Raw genomic sequence first — 20,455 nt, forward strand, 5'->3', positions numbered from 1 at the left:
ATGGTGGCTTCTGCCGTCCGCCTGAAGGTCACCCTCGATCATGTCGAGCCGATAGTGATGCGGCGCGTTGTCGTACCGTTCACCATCAGGCTCAGTCGGCTGCACGAGGTATTGCAGGCGGCGATGGGCTGGACCAACAGCCACCTTTACGAATTCCGCATGCGTGACGTCGGCTTTGGTTTGCCAGACGAGGAATGGGGGGATGGTCCGATCGATGCCCGCAGGGTCTCGCTGCTGTCGGCAGTCCAGGACACCGGTGCGAAATCGTTCAAATACCTTTACGACTTTGGCGACGGTTGGGAACACAGCATCAAGATCGAGCGCACCTTTCCTGCAGTCGGCACGGAAGGACCGATGCTCCTCGAAGCAACGGGACACTGCCCGCCTGAAGACGTTGGTGGTCCATGGGGTTATCAGGAGTTCCGCGAGGCGCTTGCAGACCCGGCGCACGAGCGACATGCCGAAATCCTAGAATGGTGGGGCAGCAGCGATTACAATCCCAACAGCGCCAACTTCTCGCAGCTCAACAAAGCCGTCGATGACCTCGCCGCAAAATGGGTCCGAAAAGCGCGACGCAAAACCTGAACACCGGGCTGTGGGTGAAAGCCGAAACTGGATTTTACCGTGTAAACAACCGGCGGAATAGTTCTTCCGAACGCCGTAGACCTTCGTCCGTCAGGACCAGCGACTTCGACTTGTTCAACGGATCACACAGGACCGCGTCATCGATTTTGTCCTCGTCGATCTCCATTCTGCTATGCTACCACGCGCGAGACCCCAAGTCCCGCGGCCCACCTCGGATGGATACGTCGCATCCATCCACATGCGGTGAAGTACGACACCCAGTTTGCGTGCGAGGGCAACCTTCGCGCGCTTCATCCCGCGACGCCTGGCCACATCGAGCGCCCAGCGCTTTAGACTGGAAAAGCGCGTCGCCCGCGTCAGCATTATGTGCGCAGACTCGAACAATGCGGTTCGCACCATCGCGTCGCCGACCTTGCTGACACCGCCATCGCGATCAGTTTCGCCGGATTGATATTTCTTCGGCGTCAGCCCGAAGTAGGCACCCACTGTGCTGGACTTTTCGAACCGGGCTGGATCATCGACCGCGGAGCGGTAGGTCAGCGCAACCAAGGCACCGACACCCGGCGCACTCATCAGCCGTTGGCAAACTCTGTCGGCGCGGGCGATCCTGAGCATCTCGCGGTGCAGCTTCGTAAATTCGCTCCACAGCGCTGCTCGCGCCGTCAGCATCGCGTCAATCACCATCGACAATATCGCATGCCCTGCAATCAGTTCGCGGATGCGCGCCTCGAAACGCCCTCGGCTGACTTCGCCGACCTTTAATCCATAGCCACGCAGGATACCCCGGATGCTGAGCTCGACGTCGAGCAGCTTGGATTGCAGAAGCTTGCGGCCAACCAGGAGAGCCCGAGTGTCCTGGGCCGGCGACGATTTGGCGTGGACCGGACGATACCACCCCATGCGGAGCAGTTGCGCGATCCCCCGTGCATCCTTGCGGTCGGTCTTCACCGTCATCGCCGAAAGCGCCGCCTTCACATGCCGCGTTTCCAGCAAAACCACCTCATGACCCGCAGCAACGAGAGCCGCGTGTAGCCATTGGGACAACGGCCCCGCTTCAAGGCCGATGCGCTCTACCGGAAAGTCCAGTTGATCAAAATACCCGACCAGGCATTCAGGCTCGCTGCCTACCTTGACCTCGCGAACCAACTTGCCCGTCGCGTCGACCACGCACACGCTGCTCTCTTTCAGCGAGACGTCGATTCCTGCATAATATTCCATGGCTGTTCCTCTCATGATGCTTGAGGCCGATCGCTCGGACCTCGTTTCCAAACATCATCATTCTGAGGGACAGCCACCCAACTGGCTACTCATGAGACGCCGGCCCATTACGGCATCTAGTCTAGGCGCGCATCCGCTCCATCCGCCTCAACAAAGAGATCCTTCCATCCAGGGTATGGATGGCTGCAATCGAAACAATAGATTTTTCTTATCCCCATCAATGCTGCATAGCAAAAGCAACTGATGCTCAGGGCAATGGCAACCCTCGATGGTCTCGATGCTCAGCCAAGATCCGGCCGGCTCACATCCGATTTCCATTCACAATCGGCTTGATCGACGGCACGAGCTTGCTGGGTTCAATTCAGCAACGAGTTCAGGATCAGGCGGCGTCTAAATTGAAACTTATGATGAAAGGAACAGTATGTCTGATCAACTTGCTAGGGAGGTTATTGCCACAATCAACAATCGCGCGCTAGCGGAGCGAGATGAGTCGACAACCGCCACTCCGAGCGCCGAATTGACTATGGCAACCGAGTTGACCTCGCTCGGCCTCGATTCTCTTGCGTTCGCTGATATCCTCTGGGACCTTGAGCAAGCCTACAACATCAAGATCGAGATGAATACGGCGGATGCTTGGTCGAACCTACAGACGGTCGGCGATGTGGTCGTGGCTGTCCGAAGCTTGCTTGCCAAGGAGGCTTGAATGGATGGGCGCGTCGTTATCACCGGAGTTGGTGGGTTGTGCGGGCTCGGTACGGATGCCGCCTCTATCTGGCGTAGCATGTGTAAAGGCGTCTCCGCCATCGGGCCGATGGCCAATCCTCAGCTCCGTGAGCTGGCGGGTGTCGTTGGCTCTGAGATCAAGACGTTGCCGAAGCACGACATCAGTCGAAGGCAGCTCGCGACCATGGACCGCTTCAGTCTTCTTGCCGTGCTTGCCGCGCGAGAAGCAATGCAACAGGCCGGGCTCTCCGGTGAAGAAGGAAATCCGCACCGCTTTGGTGCCGCCGTTGGCGTCGGTGTCTGCGGCTGGGAGGCGATTGAGGAGAATTACCGCGCACTCCTTCTGAGTGGCGCGAAGCGGGCTGAAGTTCTTACGGCGCCAAAGGTGATGCCTTGCGCAGCTGCCGGCCAGGTCAGCATGCAATTCGGTCTGCGCGGACCAGTTTTTGGCGCAACGTCTGCCTGCGCTTCGGCTAATCACGCGATTGCTTTGGCGGCGGATCAGATCAGGCTTGGACGGGCCGACATCATGCTCGCCGGCGGCAGCGATGCGCCGCTTGTGTGGGGCGTGCTGAAATCATGGGAGGCTCTGCGCATACTTGCCCCGGACACTTGTCGCCCCTTCTCCGCGGACCGCAAGGGAGTGGTGCTTGGAGAGGGTGCAGGCATGGCCGTCTTGGAAAGCTATGAGCACGCTTCACGACGTGGCGCATCTATCCTCGCTGAGATCGCCGGTATCGGCGTTTCGGCGGATGCCTTCGACATTGTGGCGCCGGCGGCTGAGGGACCCGAAGCAGCGATGCGCGCCTGTCTCAAAGATGCGAGGTTGAATGTTGACGACGTCGATTATCTTAATGCGCACGGCACTGGCACCAAAGCGAATGACGAAGTCGAGACGGCAGCGATCAAGCACGTCTTCAGTAAGCGCGCATATTCAATGGCGATCTCGTCTACCAAGTCCATGCACGCACATTGCCTGGGTGCGGCGAGCGCCCTCGAAATGATTGCGTGTGTGATGGCGATCCGCGAAGGGATCGTTCCGCCCACGGCAAATTACAATGAACGCGACCCCAATTGCGATCTCGACGTCACGCCAAATGTTGCGCGTGAAAGGAAGATTCGAATAGCGCTAAGCAACGCCTTTGCCATGGGGGGCCTGAACGCAGTTCTAGCGTTCAGGGAAGTATAGCAACGACCGCGAGTTTACCATCTCGGCTTTACCGAAGCTAGAGTAGCAAGACATCCATGCGCAGCTCCAACTGGACCATCTGCGTTCGGAAAAAGTTTGATGCTTGATTAACCAAAGCACGCAGGAGCTGCAAGTGGAGAAGAAACCGATCGCGGGCCAAACAGGTTCTGCACATATGCTCCATCCACGGGATGGATGAGTTTCATCCAAACAATCAATTTCACTGATTGCAGCCATTACTGCATAGAACTAATACCACTGGTTATTCATATGCTGCATACTAGACGCGTGCGGATAACCGCAAGTTTTGCCAGAAGCATAGAGAGACAAAAATGCCTGCTGACGTGCAATGGAAACTTTGTTGGGAAAATGAGCTGCAGGTCGATGATCACGCAGAACTTTCTGCATTCTTTCGTAATACCTACGGGCCGACAGGCGCGTTCAATGCAATGCCCTTCGAAGGTGGCCGGAGTTGGGCCGGAGCGCGGCCTGAAATGCGCGTGATTGCTTACGACTCGCATGGCGTTGCCGCCCACATGGGCATGTTGCGGCGTTTCATCAAGGTCGGGGAGGTGGATCTCCTGGTGGGGGAACTGGGGTTGTGGGGAGTGCGTGCCGATCTTGAAGGACTTGGGCTTAGTCATTCAATGTTTACGCTGTATCCGGAGTTGCAGCGGCTCGGCGTCCCATTCGCGTTCGGCACGGTTCGGCACGCGCTGTACAAGCACGTTGAGAGACTGTGCCGCGGCGGTATTGCGACCATCCTCCCAGGGGTCCGCGTCCGCTCCACTCTCCCAGAGGTCTACCTCGATCTGCCAGCCACGCGAATTGAGGACCCCCTCGCTGTCGTGTTTCCCATAGCGCGCTCAATGAACGAGTGGCCTTCCGGCACGCTAATTGATCGTAATGGCCCAGAGCTATGAAACAGCTGGATTGTAGTTGCAAAGTCTCGGGCAACAGCGCCAACCGTAGCGTTTATCTGACGTTCGACGACGGACCAAACCCATATTGCACGCCTGATATCCTGGATGTTCTGGCGGAGCAACGCGTACCCGCTACGTTCTTCGTCATCGGTGCTTATGCCGCGGATCAACCAGAACTTATCCGACGAATCGTTGCCGAAGGGCACGAGGTTGGCAACCATACTATGACCCATCCGGATCTGACGACATGCGGAATCGAGGAAATAAAATATCAGATCACCGAAGCAAGAGAGGCCATCAAGTCGGCCTCTCCTCAGGCTGAACCCAAGTTTATCCGCGCTCCATACGGGCTCTGGAACGAAAACGTGCTAAGCATCTCAGCGCGCATGGGGCTCCAAGCTGTACATTGGTCCGTAGATCCGCGGGACTGGTCGCGCCCTGGTGTCAACGCCATTGTTGATGCAGTGCTGGCTTCAGTCGAGCCAGGCGCCATCGTGCTGTTGCACGACGGGTGCCCCCCTAACGAGCTTGTAGGACACAAGCTTTCTGGCTTGCGCGACCAGACGCTCATGGCGCTTTCCCGTGTCATTACCGGGTTGCACGACCGTGGTTTTGTCATCCGAACGCTCTCCCAGGATAATTAACGGACGGTATCTGCATGGATCTATTTGGTACAGCCGGCACGGTGGCAATTTCGTTGTATGCGCTTCTTTCTGGCGTCTATAAGGGCATGCAGGTCCTGTATGCCCCAACGGCAAGTTCTTTTTCTGCCTCTTCCGAAAGCCCCCCCCCCTCCGCCGCGCTGGCAAGCGTCGACGTGATTGTTCCCTGTTTCAATGAACACCCGGACATTCTCTCGGCGTGCCTCGAGTCTGTCGCAAATCAGGATTATTCTGGGCAGCTGCAGGTTTTTGTGGTAGATGATGGTTCTACAAACCGCGAGGACCTCGCACCCGTACACAACACATATGCGGGAGATCCGCGGTTCAACTTCATTCTGCTCCCTACAAATGCCGGAAAGCGCAAGGCGCAGATCGCCGCGATACGCCGCTCATCCGGTGACTTGCTTCTAAACGTCGACTCAGACACCACGCTTGCTCCCGACATGGTCACGAAGCTCGTCCACAAGATGCGCGATCCATCGATAGGCGCGGTTATGGGACAATTAGTAGCCAGAAATCGCAGCGACACATGGCTGACACGACTGATCGACATGGAATACTGGCTGGCCTGCAACGAGGAGCGGGCGGCACAGGCACGTTTTGGTGCGGTGATGTGCTGTTGTGGTCCATGCGCCATGTACCGCCGATCTGCACTGCTTTTGGTGCTCGACCAATACGAGACGCAACTGTTTCGCGGCAAAACAAGCGATTTTGGTGAGGACCGTCATCTTACAATCCTAATGCTCAAAGCTGGTTTTCGGACCGAGTATGTTGCGGATGCCATTGCAGCCACAGTCGTGCCAGACCGGCTCGCATCGTATCTGCGCCAACAGTTGCGCTGGGCGCGCAGCACCTTCCGAGACACGTTGCTAGCGCTGCGCTTGTTACGCAGGCTTGACCGGTATCTAACATTGGACGTGATCGGGCAGAATCTCGGGCCGCTGCTTCTTGCTGTGTCGGTATTGATGGGGCTTGCGCAGATTGCGGTGGCAGCCACGATACCGTGGTCGACGATAACGATGATAGCATTCATGACGGTGGTGCGCACCTGTGTGGCTGCGCTTCGCGCTCGCCAGCTTCGATTTCTAACTTTCGCTGCCCACACGCCAATCAACCTTTTCCTCATTCTTCCCCTTAAAGCATATGCGCTGTGTACGTTAAGCAATAGTGCTTGGCTCTCTCGCACTGATGTCTTGCAACCCCCCCCCCGCAGCGCGGAAACATCATCCCTTAAATCTCTACCGATGGATTAACCTTTTCGCGAGCATCCGAAGTCTTGGTCGGCTTTGGATGTTCCAGCTGACGGCGAGGCTGAAGGCGGACAAACCTAACATCAGTTGCGGGATTGGCCAAAAGAGGTGCAGGAAGTTGAATCAGAAAAAGCATTATCAGTTGCTGCATGATGAGTTGGCTGAAGACGATCCATGGCGGCTTGACAGCAACCCGTTCGAGCAGGAGCGACATAGTCAAATGCTACGGCTGGCGCTTGCGCAGCAATCAATAACAAACGCGCTCGAAGTCGGATGCGCAGCCGGGGCGTTCACCGAAAGACTTGCGCCGCATTGCGAGCAACTCACCGTAATTGATGTGGTGCCCCATGCGCTCGCTCGAACGCGTCGACGACTAAAGGATCCGCCGAATATCTCCTGGATAAGCCGCGATATCCTCCAGTTCTCGGCACGAAAACTCTTTGATCTGATCGTGGTAGCTGAGGTGCTCTATTACCTTGAGAGCGTTGCTGAGATGCGAACGGCTGTCCGCAACTTGGCACAAATGCTCGCGCCATCCGGGCATCTAATATTCGGATCGGCAGGTGATGCGAGCTGCCAACGTTGGGGTCACGTGGCTGGTGCCGAAACCGTCATTACGATGTTGGATCAGGAATTGGTCCAAATTGATCGTGTGCGATGCGTCGGCCAAACCACCAACGAAGACTGTTTGCTTACCCGATATCGCCACCCCGTTTCTCAATGATCCGGCTACCGCGTTAGATATGGAGATCTTATGCGCATCTGCGGAATTAAACTCACACACGACGGTGCAGTTGCCCTCATCGAAGACGGGAAACTTATCTTCTGTATTGAGCAGGAGAAGCGCAACAACAATCTCCGCTATCAAGCTATCGACAGCCTTGACGCGATTGTCCAAGCCCTGAACGAACACGGTTTGAGCGTAGGGGACGTTGATCAATTCGTCATCGACGGGTGGGACGGAGAACTTGAATCAGAGTTCCAGGTCTTCAGCGAAGGCCTCCCCATAACTCTCAGTGGAGCTCCCTATATCGAACGGTGGCCAGAGAGCCCTCTAAAGTCCCATGACAGCTCGGGTCTCTCGCTCAGCGGTTCGATCCTCCCCTACAAAAGTTTTCCGCACGTCATAAGCCACGTCGTCTCCGCGTACTGCACCAGTCCGTTTGCCAGAGCCGGAGAACCTTCGTTCTGCTTGGTATGGGATGGCTGCATATTTCCACGGCTCTACTATGCGGAGCCCAAAGGGATCCGATCAATCAAGTGCATGTTCCCGATGATAGGTCATGCCTATGCTGTCGCCGGCCATCACTTCGGGCCGTACAGGAAGGCGGATCCAAAAAGCTGGGACCTGGGTGTCGCTGGAAAGCTAATGGCCTACATTGCACTTGGCGCGGCTCAGGAGAACATCCTAAACGTGTTTCGGGAGCTCTACAAGGAACACTTCGCCGGAGAAACGCTGCGCGCGGTCGGTTATAGGGAAAACATTCATAATGCAGACGCATTGCTTGCACGCGTGAATGATTACTTCGACGCAAGCGCGTCCCGGTTACAGTCTGAAAAACCCCAGGATGTACTTGCTTCATTTCATGTTTTCCTTGAACACCTCCTCGTTGGAGAGATGACGATTGCTTTACAGACGCAGTCGCAATTCGAATCCCGAAACTTGTGCGTGGCCGGCGGATGCGGCCTTAACATCAAATGGAACAGCGCGCTCAGAGCCAGTGGTCTGTTTGAATCAGTCTGGGTGCCCCCATTTCCCAACGACAGCGGATCGGCTATTGGCGCCGCCTGCTGCGCGCTTGCTGTCGAGCGTGGTCTCGCTCCGCTTGACTGGTCAGTTTACAGCGGCCCTGAGCTGAAGAGTAGCGCGATCCCGCCAGGGTGGAAAGCTGCTCCATGCACCTTGGCCGAACTCGCCAGGATATTGGCATCTAACAAACCGGTTGTTTTTCTTGCCGGCCGTGCAGAACTTGGGCCACGGGCGTTGGGAGGCAGAAGCATCTTGGCCGCCGCGACTTCCCCGCAAATGAAGGATCATCTCAACGAAGTGAAATTCCGCGAGCATTTCCGGCCTGTAGCCCCAATTTGCTTCGAAGACCGCGCACAGGATATCTTCGACCCCGGCACTCCAGATCCCTACATGCTCTTCGATCATACGACACGCCCGGAATGGCGAGCACGGATCCCTGCTGTAGTGCACCTTGATGGAACTGCGAGACTTCAAACGATCTCGCGAAACTCCGAGCACGAAGTCTCGAAGCTTTTGGCCGAATATGAAAGTCTCACCGGTATTCCGCTGCTTTGCAACACGAGTGCCAACTATCACGGCCGGGGTTTTTTCCCCGACGCTGCAGCGGCTTGCGAGTGGGGACAAATAGGCCACGTATGGTGCGATGGCTTGCTGCTTACAAGGACGAGCGAAACCGATGTATCCCCGGTGGACTGCACGGCTTTCTCGGCAAGCACATGGCCGCGATAGCAATCAGTTTGATTGACGTCACGAAAACCTATATCGACCGAACTGTTGTCGATCGGTTTTCGTTCGCCGTCAAAAAAGGAGAGTGCTTCGGGCTCCTCGGGCCCAACGGTGCCGGCAAAAGCACGATTGCGCGCATGGTCCTTGGTATGACGCCGCCCGACGCAGGCAAGATCACGGTGCTTGGCGCACCAGTGCCTGCGCAGGCTCGTCTGGCGCGGGCAAGCATTGGGGTGGTTCCGCAATTCGACGACCTTGATCAGGAATTCACAGTGCGTGAGAACCTGTTGGTCTTTGGGCGCTACTTCAATATGAGCACCCGTCAGATCGAAGCCGTTATCCCGTCACTCCTAGAGTTTGCCAGACTTGAGAGTAAGGCGGATGCGCGGGTCGCAGGCCTTTCCGGTGGTATGAAACGGCGCCTGATGCTGGCACGCGCGCTCATCAACGACCCACAACTGCTCATATTAGATGAGCCCACCACCGGTCTCGACCCGCACGCGCGCCACCTGATTTGGGAGCGGCTGCGCTCGCTGTTGGCACGCGGCAAGACGATCCTGCTTACTACGCATTTCATGGAGGAGGCAGAGCGGTTATGCGACCGGCTATGCGTCCTTGAAGAAGGACAGAAGATCGCCGAAGGTCGGCCCCAAGAGCTGATCGACGAGCAGATTGGCTGCCAAGTCATTGAGATCAATGGCGGCAATCCACATGAACTGCGCGCGCGTATCAAAACATGCGCGCAGCGCATTGAGGTAAGCGGAGAAACCCTCTTTTGTTACTCCTCCGCTCCTGAGCAGGTGCGAATACAATTGCGGGAGCGTACGGATCTGCGTCTTTTACAGCGCCCCCCCAATCTCGAGGACGTTTTTCTACGACTGACTGGGCGCGAGATGAAGGATTGAAAGATGTGGGAAAATTATGCGGCAGTTCTGCCTGCCAATGGCTGGAACTGGACTGCGATGTGGCGCCGCAACTACCTCGCGTGGAAAAAAGCCGCGCTTGTGTCAATTCTCGGCAACCTAGCAGATCCCATGGTCTATCTTTTTGGTCTGGGGACCGGTCTTGGTTTGATGGTCGGACGAGTCGAAGGCATGTCATATATTGCTTTCCTGGCAACTGGCATGGTCGCGGCTAGCGCGATGACGGCGTCTACGTTCGAAACCATCTATGCGGCCTTCGCGCGCATGCGCGATCAACGCAGTTGGGAGGCGATCTTATACACGCAGATGACCCTTGGCGACGTAGTGCTGGGAGAAGTCGCCTGGGCAGCCACCAAGGCCCTTTTGGCCGGAACTGCGATTGCGGTCGTCGCAGCCATTCTGGGTTATGCGGTTTGGTCATCCATTCCTTATGTGGTGCCGGTGATAGCCCTGACCGGAATCGCGTTTGCGAGTCTGGCAATGATCGTTGTGGCGCTCGCGCCCAGCTACGACTATTTCATCTTCTACCAGACCCTCATTCTCACGCCGATGCTGTTCTTGTCCGGTGCTGTCTACCCGGCAACTCAATTGCCCGGTAAAGTTCAGCAGATGGCGACATTCTTGCCGCTGGCACATGCGATCGACCTCATTCGCCCGGCAATGTTCGGCCGGCCAGCCGCCGACGTGATGTTCCATTTTGGTATACTTTTCATTTTTGGCGTATTGCCCTTCTTCGTATCGACTGCCTTACTTCGGCGACGCCTAATGTCATAAAATCGGCGCCAAACATCAAGTCGCGTTGCCTCAGTGAAAATGTTACCAAGCGCGTTCGTTTCCTCATCTAGAATGTTACTTGTGACTGCACGTGATGGATACCCTGACCGCCAGGGAGGGTATCACGATGACAACAGCGATGCCGCGCACGATGCGCATGGAACTCGCCAATGCGACCGGAAAAGAGAAAAGCAGGATCCTGGAGGAGTTCATTGCCGCGACGGGATATCACGAGAAATCCGCCATCCGTGTTCTGAATCATCAGCCGGCGCCGACGAGCCGGCAGGTCCGTCAGCGCCGGCCGCTTTACGACGAGGCCGCTCGGAGCGCGATGATCGTGCTGTGGGAGGCTTCCGATCGAGTTTGCGGCAAGTGCCTCAAGGCGTTGTTGCCGGTCTTATTGCCCGCGCTGGAACGCAATGGTCACCTGAAACTCGAGGAGGAGATTCGGCACAAGACGCTGTCGATGAGTGCCGCGACGATCGACCGCCTACTCAGGATGCCGAGGCACAGCAGCCGAGCAAAAAAGCCGCGCATCGTACCAGAACCAAAACGTCAGATCAAAATGCGGACGTTCGCCGATTGAAATGAACCGCTTCCCGGCAGCATGGAAATGGACTTGGTTGACCATTGCGGGAATGCCAACCGCGGCAGCTTCATTCACAGCTTGGTGCTGACCGATATCACCACCGGCTGGACGGAGGCTGCCCGATTGTGGTTCGGAAAGGCAGTTTCGTCGTTGAGACACTCGAGCGCATCCGCGCCGGTTTGCCTTTTCCCCTTCTGGTCCTGGACGTGGATAACGGCAGTGAGTTCGTCTAGATCATGCGCCAGACCAGCAAGTCGAAGACCTGCGTGCGGCGCTGAACGTTTCGCGCGGCCGGCGTGCGCCTCGGCTACGTGCTTGCAGATGGCGGTCATGTGATAGCTCGCTTTCAAGCGATTTCCACCCCCGCTGTCGATTGCGCGCCCACAGCCCCCACATTCCACATGGCGACTACATCACTGACCGCCTCATGTATTTCTCCACCTCACTCGCCCAGCTGTTCATAGCTACGTCCATCGAACCATGACACATGCCAACAGAAAGAGTGCGTTCTTCAGCAGCGGTATTGTCGGCGCAAGCCCCAAGAACGCAGGAAGCGGTTAGGTTGTCACAGCCTTTTAGGCCCCAGTATACATTCATTTCCTTGGTAATGCCGTGGTGACCGGCGGGATCCTGCCGCAATGACTTGTTGCGGGCTTGATTAATGAAGTACGCTGTCCCAGATCGGCTTCAGTCGGGACAAGTGACGTCAACAACTCGCTCAGTCCCGGTCCAGTACGATTTTCAATGACCCAAGGACGTCGGCTGCGTCCATGAGAGCGTCCTGGACTTGTTCCGGCAGCAGGTCGCGAGCGCGCTCCGAGGATAACCTGAGATCAATCTGAACGTCTCGAGCACTGTGTATTCCTGCGACGCCAGTCTGCCTACGCTTGTCGCGGATGGTATCGATTGATAGCTCTAAGAGGCGGCTTACCTCATAATGCGTGAGTTTCTCTACGCCGTTTGCAGCCCTGCTCAGCTCTGCAATAAAATCCGTCGTTAAGCTCATGGCCCAAATCCTGCCGGCTCATCCTTGAGACAACTGCGACGAGCCTCGCGGCGGTGCTAATTGTCTCCTCCGGCCTAAATGCGATTCTAGTCGTAACATTGGAGAAGAGGGGTCAAATTAATTATCCGCATGGTACCATCCGCGCCCTGCATAAATGTGAGCGCGACAAACACCCCACCTTTCCTTTTGAGATTGAGGCCGCGAGATAAGCTTCTTCATCGATAGGAGCGGAATGGAATGGTTGGAGATCGCGCTGATGCCATGCTTGAAGGCATGCATGAAGCCAGGCATGAGGGAAAGGTCGGATCGAGGTGATCACCGGTCGGCGGCAGCGGCGGAATTGGACTGACGAGGAGAATGCGCGGATTCTTGCGGAAAGCGCAGAACCTGACGTGAACATCTCGGCCGTTGCCCGGCGCTGGGGCGTCAATCGCGGCTTGCTGAACGTCTGGCGTCGGGAAGCTGGCCTGACCTCTCTTCGCTCTGCCAAGACCTGCGCGCAGCAGGCGATGTTCGTGCCGGTGACGGTGGTTGGCGATCGAACGCCTCCCGAGAGCTCGCCGTCGGATTTTGCCCACTTCGCCGCGGGTCGGATTGAGATCGAGCTTGCTGGCGCGCGCATGACGGTTATCGGCTCGGTAGCGCCTGAGCTGGCACAAGCGATGGTGGCGGCGTTGAGAGGGTGCCGGTGATCGGAGTTTCGCCAAATGGCGTGAAGATCATGGTTGCGACGCAACCTGTCGACTTCCGGCGCGGCATGAATGGCCTGGTGGCTTTGGTGGCGTCAGCTCTTGCGGCCGATCCCTATTGCGGCGACGTGTTCGTGTTCCGCGCCAAGCGTCTGGATAGACTTCGCTGCATTTACTGGGATGGATCAGGCATGATCCTGGCAACGAACGATCTGCATTCATACTGCATCTCTCTTTCGCATTCAGTTGAAGGTTTTGGCGTGTCCGGCATTTTGCTTACGGGCGGCGACGCGATCGATGAGCTGGTTCCATCGACTGCATTGCTTTTGCGGTAAATCCGTCTTCGGAAGCTCGTACAGGTAGTAGTGCCCGTTGTAGGCGTGGCTGGTGACGAGGCCGTGTTCAGCCCATCTGGCGAGTGTATGTTCATGGATATTGAGGTGTTCAGCCGCCTCCTTTTTTGTCAACATCCCGCGATCCCGGAGCCGGTCATAGCGTGATCTCAGCCTATATTCGCGAACGAGATAGGTGACGCGTTTGGTTGTGAAGCGTGCATTGCGCTGGTCACGGCGCGTCACCGAGCCCGGACGATATCCCTGATCGTTGAGAATCTCTGCGATCTCGGAAAAAATATGATTGTCGAGGAGGTTATCGATCAGTGCGATGATATCGGGGTTCGTCTTGATCTGCTGGCTGGGAGATTTTGGGCTCATGGTGACGAGTGTCTCGGTTTTACCGCCCTTGAAGCGAATATGAGCCTTGGTTGTGCCTCTTTTCGGTAGTTTGAGGAGGGTGACGTCCTCGATGATGTGGGCAAGCAGGCGCTTTCGTTCGCGGTTCGGGGTCTCTGGATTGGTCCAGAGTTTTTTGAAGTCCGCCGTCATTGCGACCAACCGCTCGTGGACGGCCTTATCGAGGATGAATTCGTGCTCCCGGGCGCGCTCGCGCTCTTCGCGGGCATTGGCCAGGATGCGGAGCTTCTCGTTCCATTCGCCTTCGAGCGTGTCGGCGACGAGGCGGTTATTGGGATCGACGAGCATGAAACGGCGCTGGGCGAGATCGGCTTCAGTTTGCGCGCGCTCGATCGCGCGACAGCGCAGCCGATCCGCCTCTTCATGTCGCGCTTCGATCTCTTTGCGGACTTCAATCGCCAGTTCGATGGCTGCCGGCGTCATCTGCTCGGCGATCAGCATACCGATGGCTTCGTCGACAGGAGGTGCAGCGATCGCCTGGCACAGGGGTTCACCGCGATCGCTACGGGCGCGATCACAAACGTACCAGGCTTCCTGCCGGCCGCGTCGGGCAGCGTAGCGCATGCGAAAATGCCTGCCGCATTGCCCACACACGGCCCGCCCCTGCAGCAGTGCCGGACCTTCGCGCGGAGGTGATGCGACCCCCGCGTTCCATTTATGGCAGATGTTCGACTTCAGAATCCTCAGGTTCTCCTGATGCTGCTCCCAACTGATGTAGCCGGGATGGGCATCTGGAATACATGCCGTCCAATCATCATTATCTTGTTCACGCACAATCCTCTTGCCATCAATGGTGCGTCGATAGCGGCGGCGGCCATAGGCATAGGCTCCGGCGTAACGTGGATTGTGCAGCACACGCATCGCCGTCGAAGTCGTCAGTGGCCGGAATACCGTCTGGCTGTCGTGCAGGCGTGAGGGAAAGAGAATGCCTTCCTGACGAAAGGCCTTGACGGTCTGGGAGGCGGATCCGACGCGAGAGAACGTCTCGAAGAAATGGACGATCGTCTCTCTGACTTGCATGTCTGGTTCAAGTGCCACATTGCCGGAATGGTCATAGACCAGCCCGGTTGGCAGGGGGCAGCGGAACTCGCCGCGCCGCGCCTTGTTGAGGATGCCGCCGCGCAGCCGGGCCTTGATCACATGCAGTTCGGCCTCACTCATTGTTCCCTTGAGGCCGAGCAAGAGGCGGTCGTTGAAGCTTGCCGGATCGTAGACGCCGTCCTCATCGAGGATCAGGGTGTCGGCAAGGGCGCAGATCTCCAGCAGACGCTGCCAGTCGGCATTGTTGCGGGCCAGACGGGAGACCTCCAGGCCCATGACGATCCCGGCATGCCCCATGCCGACATCGCTGACCAGCCGCTGAAATCCCTCGCGCCAGACCGCCGATGCGCCGGATTCACCCTGATCGTTATCGATGACGATAATCTGCTCCTCGCGCCAACCAAGGGCGATAGCGCGCCCGCGAAGCGCATATTGCCGCATGGCGCTCTCGGTATTGTCGATGACTTGCCGCATCGAAGATTGGCGGATGTAGAGGTAGGCGCTGCGTTCGAGGTGATGAGGCTGGACTTTGAGATGTACATTCATCGTGATCTCCGATCGTTGATGCTCATGGCGATTGTCGCAAGGACGTGGACGACGGCGCTGTGTCCGCGGTGCAGCGGCCAAGCAATTGACGATGGGTAATTCTGCTCTCGTGGGGTGCTTGCTGTTGCGGTCAGCGTCTGAGCCCATCCCCACATGCCCCGGCGCAAAAAGAGCATCAGGCCGCTACGGGCCATAAGCGGCAGCGCTGCGCCGAGAGCAGCCTTGCGCAAGACCTCGTACTGGGAGGCGATGGTCGACGGTAGGATCGGGCATGCCGCCGTCGCGGCAATGTTTACCTGCCGCTTTTTTTTAGAACCCGCTCGATCGATCTGGGATGAAGCTCGATGTCGAGTTCCTGGCGAAGCAGCTTGGCAAGTTCCCGGGCGCGAACGGGTTCTCCTGGAGCGAGCTGCGCCTGCAGAAATGCCACGACCTTGTCGTCGATCTTGTGGGGACCGCGGGGCCCCGGCTTCGTCGGCACCAGTCCGGCAATGCCGGCCATATCGAAGTTCACCTTGGCCTGGTAGTAGGTCGGCCTGGAAACACCGTACTCGTCGGAGGCCTCCGTCACCGACACCTTGTCGATGGAGACGCGACGCAGCATCTCGTATTTGACCTGCACGGCGTCGTGCGGATCGAAGAACTCGCTGCCCCGAAACTTTGGATCGCGCACCTTCTCGGGGGTGGGATTGAACGTACCCTCTTCGATGAGGGCATCCGTCTTTGTGCGCTTGCTGTCGTACTTCGCAGACATCGATGGCTCCGAGGACATGAAGCGACGTAATCGTAATGTTAATTATGACGTATTTTTCTGCCTCGTCAAGGTGGTCCTCATGGTTTAGCATCATTCAGTCCTGTAATTGCGGGAATAATTCCACAAAAATAAGACATATGCGGCATAATCCGCTTTACAGATGCGGCATATTTATCTTTACACATCCGCACATCATCGTGTTCTGGAAAGGCGCTCTACCAGGGCGGCCAATTCCATTAAGTCGGCGACCCGCAAGAGCGACCGTCCGTTGCCCATGACAACTTCAGGATCTGGGCTCACAAGGTCAGTCCATTGCGGGGGAACGGACCAAACGGTGGCATCCTCTGTCTGCAGTAAAAGACGCTCCCCATGCGAATTGCAGCGCCTGCCGACACACGGCAACTGCTGTCCAAGTAGTGGATGAAACGGATGTGTGACCCGCACTAGCTGCTCATCTGCGCTGGTCGCGGCTGCATTCTCTTGTGAGGTACAAATGGCTGGAGGCGGGCAAGTTCGTTTGGCCGCCGATCCGCGATGGCGCGATGCAGATGAGTGCCCAGGAGTTCTCGCTTTTGCTGGCCGGCATTGACTGGACGCGCGTCAAACGAAACGCGGTGAGGAAACCCTCAAAAGCAGGCTGATTCGATTGGTTTGGCTTAAAGATTCAGGCTCATATGACAGGGTCTGTCATGCCGCTTCGACCCGATCCCTTGCCCCAGGATGCTGCGCGATTGACCCGGATCATTCTCTCGCTCGACGAAGAGAATGCCGATCTCAAGGCGCGCGTGGCCTTCCTCGAGCGCCAGCTCTTCGGGACGAAATCGGAGAAGATGACAATCATCGATCCGACGCAGGCAATGCTCGACCTTGGCGATGTGAGCGACATTCCCGTTGCTGCCAATGACGATGTCGCGCCGGTCGGTGACGACAAAGCGCAGATACGGCGATCACCAGCCCGCAATATCGGCCGCTTGCCCAAGCACCTTCCGCGTTATGACGAGGTCATCGAGCCGGAAAGCAAGACTTGCCCGTGCTGTTCGTTCGAACTGCATTGCATCGGCACGGACGTCAGCGAGGCGGTCGACATCGTGCCCGCGGTTGTCCGGGTCAAACGGACGATCCGGCCGCGCTATGCATGCCGGGCCTGCGAAAGCGTTGTTGTGCAGGCGTCGGCACCAGCGCGCGTGATGGACGGTGGCATGGTGACCACGGCGTTTGCCGCGCATGTCGCTGTTTCGAAGTTTGCCTGACATCTCCCGCTCAATCGACAGGCGCAGATGCTGGCCTCCTGCGGCGTCATCATCGATCGCGGGACGCTCTGCGCCTGGGTCGGGCGGGTCGCCTGGTAGCTGGAGCTTCTCTATGATGCGCTCACTGCCTTCATCCGCTCGCAGCCGAGGGCATTCGGTGACGAGACGCCGCTCCCGCGGCTCGGGGCGTAAACGAACCAAGGTCTGCCAGTTATGGGCACAAGCGGTTGACGACCGCCCCTGGAATGGTCCGGCGCCGCCGGCGGTCGCCTATATTTTTGCCGAAAGCCGCAGCGCGCGCGAGATCGAGCGACAATTGTCGTCATTCGCCGGCGTGCTGCAAGTCGATGGATACCAAGCCTATAAAACAATGGTCAAACGTCGGGGCAAGAGCAATATCGCCCCGATGCGGCTGGCCTTCTGGCTTGCCCATGCCCGGCGGAAGTTCGTCGATGTCGTCAAGCTGACCGGCTCTTCGGAGGCTTTGTCAAACCTTGCCAGGATTGCCGAGATCTATCGGATTGAAGCGAGACTGCTCGGCGAAAGTGCCGATATCCGGCTCGTCGTGAGGCGTCGCGAGGCAGCTCCGGTCATGAGAGAACTGAACGTCCATCTCACCGAACTGCGCGACGAGGTGTCGGCTAAATCGGCGCTGGGCTGGAGCGGACTGGCAGCCTTCCTGGAGGATGGCCGGATCGAAGTGGACTCCAATGTGGTCGAGCGTTCGATGAAATCGGTGGCCCTGACGAGGAAGAACTCGTTGTTCGTGGGCAACGAGCGCGGTGGCAAGACCTTCGCGGTCCTCGCATCGCTCGTCAACACCTGTAAATTGAACAGCGTGGACCCCGAGGCTTGGCTTGACGATGTGCTGGAACGCATCATTGCGGGCAAGGTGAAAGCCAACGAGATGGAAAGTCTCCTGCCTTGGACCTGGAAGGCTGAGCGCGAGGCGATGACAGAGCAGGAGCGACGGGCGGCATGACGCACAACGGCCAAGAGACGACCGCACGACCGAAGCTTGATGATGAGGCGTTCGAGGCGTTTATAAGGCACGTCGTCCAGCATCGCCAATCTGGTCAATGAGCGGTCTCGATGGTTATCTTACGGCTCTCATCATCGGTCCCAAGTTCATCGACCCACGCAAATGGATACCGGAACTGACCGGTCCGGATGCCCTCAACCTGCCGATGGAGACAACAGAACATCAGGCCGTACAGACGATCGTTGCAGAGTATAACCGCATCTCTGCGAGCCTTTCCGAAACACCGAAAGACCACCGGCCCAGGTTCACCAGGATTGATGATCAGACCTTTGATCCATTCGACTGGGACCTCTGCTTTTTGCTGGGAACAGGATACGCGCCGAGGCTTTGGCAGCCGGTTCTTCGAGGCCATGCCGTCACGGGCGATATCATCGCGCCCATCCGCAAGCTCGGCGAGACAAAACGGAAAGCGACCCGCCAGGATGCTGGTGCCGTGGCAGAAGCACTCGTCAATATCCGAACCTACTTTATGCCGAAGCGGGCAAAGCAGAAGTTCTGAAAGAAAGCGCTATTGCGATCCCGTCAACGCCGAAAGCCGTGGGCTGTTCGTCGCGCTCACTATTCATCGCATCTATGGCTGCGATGCAAACAAATGATTTTGCTGGAGCGGCAGACCTGAACTAGAAGAATCGTCCATTGAGTTTTTAGGCCAGTAACCGCACGGCACCTGATAATCGGCTCGCGGTGAATGGCTGAGAAAGCGACTATCGTCTGCGACTGCAAAAGATAAGAACTATGTCTGACACCAAACTGCAACGCGTGCTTTCGTCTCTTTCAGAGGTGTATAGACAGCTGAATCCTCTTCCGTCCGGTCGTCCGGGACCAGATGCCGACTGTGTCAAACTAAACACAAACGAGAATCCATTTGCCTTGCCGGCAGCGGTAATGCAGAGCGCTGTCGCTGCTCTCGAACGGCAGTATCTATATCCGGAGGATGATAACGTCAGCTTGAGGGAAGCAGCTGCCGCATCCTATAACCTTTCCCCGGATCAGGTGATCGCCGGCAACGGTTCCTCCGAACTTCTTTCGCTTCTATACAGAGCATTCCTTGACCCGGGTGACAGCGTCGCGATGTTGTCCCCTGGCTTTGCATACAACCACAAGCTCGCGCTGCTGCAAGGTGCTCGATTGCTTGAAATCAGATCCGGCGAGTCTTGCTCGTTGCCGATACACAAACTGCTTTTCGGTCCTGCAAAGGAGGCCAAGTTTATTCTCTTGGCTAATCCGAACAATCCTACCGGCACTTTTGTCCCGATTGCGGATATTGAAAGTCTCGTCGCACAATCTGACCGGTTGATCGTGCTGGACGAAGCCTATGTAGACTTTGCGCCTGACAGCGCTCTCCGTTTAATTGACCGCAATTCGAACCTTCTGATCTTGCGAACGTTCTCTAAGAGCTATGCGGGGGCCGGCCTTCGCGTTGGCTTCGGATTCGGCCATCCTGAGGTTGTAGGGCGGCTGCGCAATCTCCAGAACATGTTCAACATGAATGTGATCGCCCATGCGGTTGGTGTCAGCATCCTTGCTCACCGCACGGCCTACGAGGAGAACCGTAGACATATTAAGTTTGAGAGAGAGCGCGTGATGTTCGCACTGTCGCAACTTGGGTTCTCTGTAACTCCCTCTCATGCGAATTTCCTGCTGGCCCGTGTGCCACCAGGGCGAGACGGCGCTTGGTGGCAAACCTACTTGAAGCAAAAAAAGATACTAGTGGCCGTCCTCCCTGATGAGGGTCTGGAAGATTGCATTCGCGTTAGCATCGGGACAAAATCGCAAATGGATGCGTTCCTTGAAGCTGTCGATGAGATTTTGGGAGCTGAGAGCTCCACACGATCGGCCGTTTAGCAGCTACATATTCCATTCTGTGCGAATGATCGCGGCAATAAGACACAGAGCAACGATCGCAAGATCTCCCCACAGCGTTGACCAGCTCTACCGCTCCCTGGGAGGAGGAGGCAGATGCATAGCCCGCTTGCACGTGTCGTACGTCATGTTCTCCAGCCGTCAAACTGCAGAACAGCATATAGCCGCGAAGGCAATGAAGCTTTCCCCGGCAGAAGCAC

The 20,455-nt window shown here is 57.1% G+C and carries 18 protein-coding genes and 6 pseudogenes; 17 read left to right on the forward strand and 7 right to left on the reverse strand.

The features are described 5' to 3' along the window. Nucleotides 1–585 (forward strand): plasmid pRiA4b ORF-3 family protein, encoded by a 585-nt coding sequence (locus ACK9YZ_RS34270; protein ID WP_416068532.1) that lies wholly within the window; start codon nucleotides 1–3, stop codon nucleotides 583–585. A 34-nt stretch (nucleotides 586–619) separates the two neighbouring features. Here ACK9YZ_RS34270 and ACK9YZ_RS34275 read toward each other — a convergent pair whose 3' ends face one another. Further along, nucleotides 620–751 carry a DUF6429 family protein gene (locus ACK9YZ_RS34275; protein ID WP_416068533.1) on the reverse strand — a complete coding sequence of 44 codons (132 nt, stop codon included), beginning with the start codon at nucleotides 749–751 and terminating at the stop codon, nucleotides 620–622. A 56-nt stretch (nucleotides 752–807) separates the two neighbouring features. After that, nucleotides 808–1,803 (reverse strand): annotated as a pseudogene (locus ACK9YZ_RS34280) (IS110 family transposase); the annotation flags it as partial. Between the two features lie 421 nt (nucleotides 1,804–2,224). Between ACK9YZ_RS34280 and ACK9YZ_RS34285 the strand changes: the two are divergent. The 10 genes from ACK9YZ_RS34285 (at nucleotide 2,225) to ACK9YZ_RS34330 (ending at nucleotide 11,309) form a co-directional block, all read left to right on the forward strand. After that, a complete protein-coding gene (locus ACK9YZ_RS34285) occupies nucleotides 2,225–2,506 on the forward strand; it encodes an acyl carrier protein (RefSeq protein WP_416068534.1) in 282 nt (93 codons plus the stop codon). Then, a complete protein-coding gene (locus ACK9YZ_RS34290) occupies nucleotides 2,507–3,715 on the forward strand; it encodes a beta-ketoacyl-[acyl-carrier-protein] synthase family protein (protein WP_416068535.1) in 1,209 nt (402 codons plus the stop codon). It begins immediately after the preceding gene. A 332-nt stretch (nucleotides 3,716–4,047) separates the two neighbouring features. Beyond that, on the forward strand, nucleotides 4,048–4,638 hold the full coding sequence (locus ACK9YZ_RS34295; protein WP_416068536.1) for a NodA family N-acyltransferase: 591 nt from the start codon (nucleotides 4,048–4,050) through the stop codon (nucleotides 4,636–4,638). Further along, nucleotides 4,635–5,282, forward strand: a complete 648-nt coding sequence (gene nodB, locus ACK9YZ_RS34300; RefSeq protein WP_416068537.1) for a chitooligosaccharide deacetylase NodB — start codon at nucleotides 4,635–4,637, stop codon at nucleotides 5,280–5,282. The genes ACK9YZ_RS34295 and nodB overlap by 4 nt, the downstream gene beginning before the upstream one ends. Before the next feature lie 14 nt (nucleotides 5,283–5,296). Continuing rightward, complete coding sequence (gene nodC, locus ACK9YZ_RS34305; RefSeq protein WP_416068538.1) at nucleotides 5,297–6,553, forward strand: chitooligosaccharide synthase NodC; 1,257 nt, start codon at nucleotides 5,297–5,299, stop codon at nucleotides 6,551–6,553. A gap of 115 nt (nucleotides 6,554–6,668) precedes the next feature. After that, on the forward strand, nucleotides 6,669–7,274 hold the full coding sequence (nodS, locus tag ACK9YZ_RS34310) for a nodulation methyltransferase NodS (protein WP_416068539.1): 606 nt from the start codon (nucleotides 6,669–6,671) through the stop codon (nucleotides 7,272–7,274). 30 nt (nucleotides 7,275–7,304) lie between these two features. Continuing rightward, nucleotides 7,305–9,029, forward strand: a complete 1,725-nt coding sequence (gene nodU / locus ACK9YZ_RS34315; RefSeq protein ID WP_416068540.1) for a nodulation protein NodU — start codon at nucleotides 7,305–7,307, stop codon at nucleotides 9,027–9,029. Next, entirely contained in the window at nucleotides 9,017–9,931 is a 915-nt protein-coding gene (gene nodI / locus ACK9YZ_RS34320) for a nodulation factor ABC transporter ATP-binding protein NodI (protein ID WP_416068541.1), read from the forward strand. The genes nodU and nodI overlap by 13 nt, the downstream gene beginning before the upstream one ends. Nucleotides 9,932–9,934: 3 nt before the next feature. Further along, nucleotides 9,935–10,723: an ABC transporter permease gene (locus tag ACK9YZ_RS34325; RefSeq protein WP_416068542.1), complete on the forward strand. Its 789-nt coding sequence runs from the start codon at nucleotides 9,935–9,937 to the stop codon at nucleotides 10,721–10,723. Between the two features lie 127 nt (nucleotides 10,724–10,850). Further along, nucleotides 10,851–11,309, forward strand: coding sequence for a hypothetical protein (locus tag ACK9YZ_RS34330; RefSeq protein ID WP_416068543.1), 459 nt, complete (start codon nucleotides 10,851–10,853; stop codon nucleotides 11,307–11,309). A 74-nt stretch (nucleotides 11,310–11,383) separates the two neighbouring features. On the opposite strand, the gene ACK9YZ_RS34335 is transcribed toward ACK9YZ_RS34330, so the two are convergent. Further along, entirely contained in the window at nucleotides 11,384–11,644 is a 261-nt protein-coding gene (locus ACK9YZ_RS34335; RefSeq protein WP_416068544.1) for a hypothetical protein, read from the reverse strand. A gap of 386 nt (nucleotides 11,645–12,030) precedes the next feature. Then, nucleotides 12,031–12,318 carry a hypothetical protein gene (locus tag ACK9YZ_RS34340; protein ID WP_416068545.1) on the reverse strand — a complete coding sequence of 96 codons (288 nt, stop codon included), beginning with the start codon at nucleotides 12,316–12,318 and terminating at the stop codon, nucleotides 12,031–12,033. 237 nt (nucleotides 12,319–12,555) lie between these two features. On the opposite strand from ACK9YZ_RS34340, the pseudogene tnpA reads away from it, so the two are divergent. Together tnpA and tnpB (ACK9YZ_RS34350) are read left to right on the forward strand one after the other, a co-directional pair. Beyond that, nucleotides 12,556–13,010 (forward strand): annotated as a pseudogene (tnpA, locus tag ACK9YZ_RS34345) (IS66-like element accessory protein TnpA). Beyond that, nucleotides 13,007–13,228: pseudogene (tnpB, locus tag ACK9YZ_RS34350) on the forward strand (IS66 family insertion sequence element accessory protein TnpB); the annotation flags it as partial. The pseudogenes tnpA and tnpB (ACK9YZ_RS34350), both read left to right, overlap by 4 nt. A gap of 21 nt (nucleotides 13,229–13,249) precedes the next feature. On the opposite strand, the gene ACK9YZ_RS34355 reads toward tnpB (ACK9YZ_RS34350), so the two are convergent. From ACK9YZ_RS34355 to ACK9YZ_RS34365, 3 genes are all read right to left on the reverse strand, one after another. Beyond that, a complete protein-coding gene (locus ACK9YZ_RS34355; RefSeq protein WP_416065937.1) occupies nucleotides 13,250–15,346 on the reverse strand; it encodes a recombinase family protein in 2,097 nt (698 codons plus the stop codon). A 292-nt stretch (nucleotides 15,347–15,638) separates the two neighbouring features. Then, a complete protein-coding gene (locus ACK9YZ_RS34360) occupies nucleotides 15,639–16,100 on the reverse strand; it encodes a helix-turn-helix domain-containing protein (RefSeq protein WP_062369699.1) in 462 nt (153 codons plus the stop codon). Nucleotides 16,101–16,292: 192 nt separating this feature from the next. Then, a complete protein-coding gene (locus tag ACK9YZ_RS34365; protein WP_416065938.1) occupies nucleotides 16,293–16,544 on the reverse strand; it encodes a DUF5372 family protein in 252 nt (83 codons plus the stop codon). A gap of 44 nt (nucleotides 16,545–16,588) precedes the next feature. Between ACK9YZ_RS34365 and tnpB (ACK9YZ_RS34370) the strand changes: the two are divergent. From tnpB (ACK9YZ_RS34370) to hisC, 4 genes and pseudogenes are all read left to right on the forward strand, one after another. Then, nucleotides 16,589–16,741 (forward strand): annotated as a pseudogene (gene tnpB, locus ACK9YZ_RS34370) (IS66 family insertion sequence element accessory protein TnpB); the annotation flags it as partial. A gap of 48 nt (nucleotides 16,742–16,789) precedes the next feature. Next, nucleotides 16,790–18,332 (forward strand): annotated as a pseudogene (gene tnpC / locus ACK9YZ_RS34375) (IS66 family transposase). Next, nucleotides 18,329–18,891: pseudogene (locus ACK9YZ_RS34380) on the forward strand (UPF0149 family protein). Before tnpC ends, ACK9YZ_RS34380 begins: the two co-directional pseudogenes overlap by 4 nt. A 236-nt stretch (nucleotides 18,892–19,127) precedes the next feature. After that, complete coding sequence (hisC, locus tag ACK9YZ_RS34385) at nucleotides 19,128–20,237, forward strand: histidinol-phosphate transaminase (protein WP_416068546.1); 1,110 nt, start codon at nucleotides 19,128–19,130, stop codon at nucleotides 20,235–20,237. Nucleotides 20,238–20,455: the final 218 nt, after the last annotated feature.

Source organism: Rhizobium sp. ZK1 (assembly GCF_047782645.1).
Taxonomy (GTDB): Bacteria; Pseudomonadota; Alphaproteobacteria; order Rhizobiales; family Rhizobiaceae; genus Rhizobium.

Coding starts and splice junctions, on each gene's coding strand:
- nodB (WP_416068537.1), top strand. CDS start 4,635: ATGAAACAGCTGGATTGTAGTTGCAAAGTCTCGGGCAACAGCGCCAAC.
- ACK9YZ_RS34325 (WP_416068542.1), top strand. CDS start 9,935: ATGTGGGAAAATTATGCGGCAGTTCTGCCTGCCAATGGCTGGAACTGG.
- ACK9YZ_RS34330 (WP_416068543.1), top strand. CDS start 10,851: ATGACAACAGCGATGCCGCGCACGATGCGCATGGAACTCGCCAATGCG.
- hisC (WP_416068546.1), top strand. CDS start 19,128: ATGTCTGACACCAAACTGCAACGCGTGCTTTCGTCTCTTTCAGAGGTG.
- ACK9YZ_RS34335 (WP_416068544.1), bottom strand. CDS start 11,644: ATGACCGCCATCTGCAAGCACGTAGCCGAGGCGCACGCCGGCCGCGCG.
- ACK9YZ_RS34270 (WP_416068532.1), top strand. CDS start 1: ATGGTGGCTTCTGCCGTCCGCCTGAAGGTCACCCTCGATCATGTCGAG.
- ACK9YZ_RS34295 (WP_416068536.1), top strand. CDS start 4,048: ATGCCTGCTGACGTGCAATGGAAACTTTGTTGGGAAAATGAGCTGCAG.
- ACK9YZ_RS34285 (WP_416068534.1), top strand. CDS start 2,225: ATGTCTGATCAACTTGCTAGGGAGGTTATTGCCACAATCAACAATCGC.
- nodI (WP_416068541.1), top strand. CDS start 9,017: ATGGCCGCGATAGCAATCAGTTTGATTGACGTCACGAAAACCTATATC.
- ACK9YZ_RS34360 (WP_062369699.1), bottom strand. CDS start 16,100: ATGTCTGCGAAGTACGACAGCAAGCGCACAAAGACGGATGCCCTCATC.
- nodC (WP_416068538.1), top strand. CDS start 5,297: ATGGATCTATTTGGTACAGCCGGCACGGTGGCAATTTCGTTGTATGCG.
- ACK9YZ_RS34355 (WP_416065937.1), bottom strand. CDS start 15,346: ATGAATGTACATCTCAAAGTCCAGCCTCATCACCTCGAACGCAGCGCC.
- ACK9YZ_RS34290 (WP_416068535.1), top strand. CDS start 2,507: ATGGATGGGCGCGTCGTTATCACCGGAGTTGGTGGGTTGTGCGGGCTC.
- ACK9YZ_RS34275 (WP_416068533.1), bottom strand. CDS start 751: ATGGAGATCGACGAGGACAAAATCGATGACGCGGTCCTGTGTGATCCG.
- ACK9YZ_RS34340 (WP_416068545.1), bottom strand. CDS start 12,318: ATGAGCTTAACGACGGATTTTATTGCAGAGCTGAGCAGGGCTGCAAAC.
- nodU (WP_416068540.1), top strand. CDS start 7,305: ATGCGCATCTGCGGAATTAAACTCACACACGACGGTGCAGTTGCCCTC.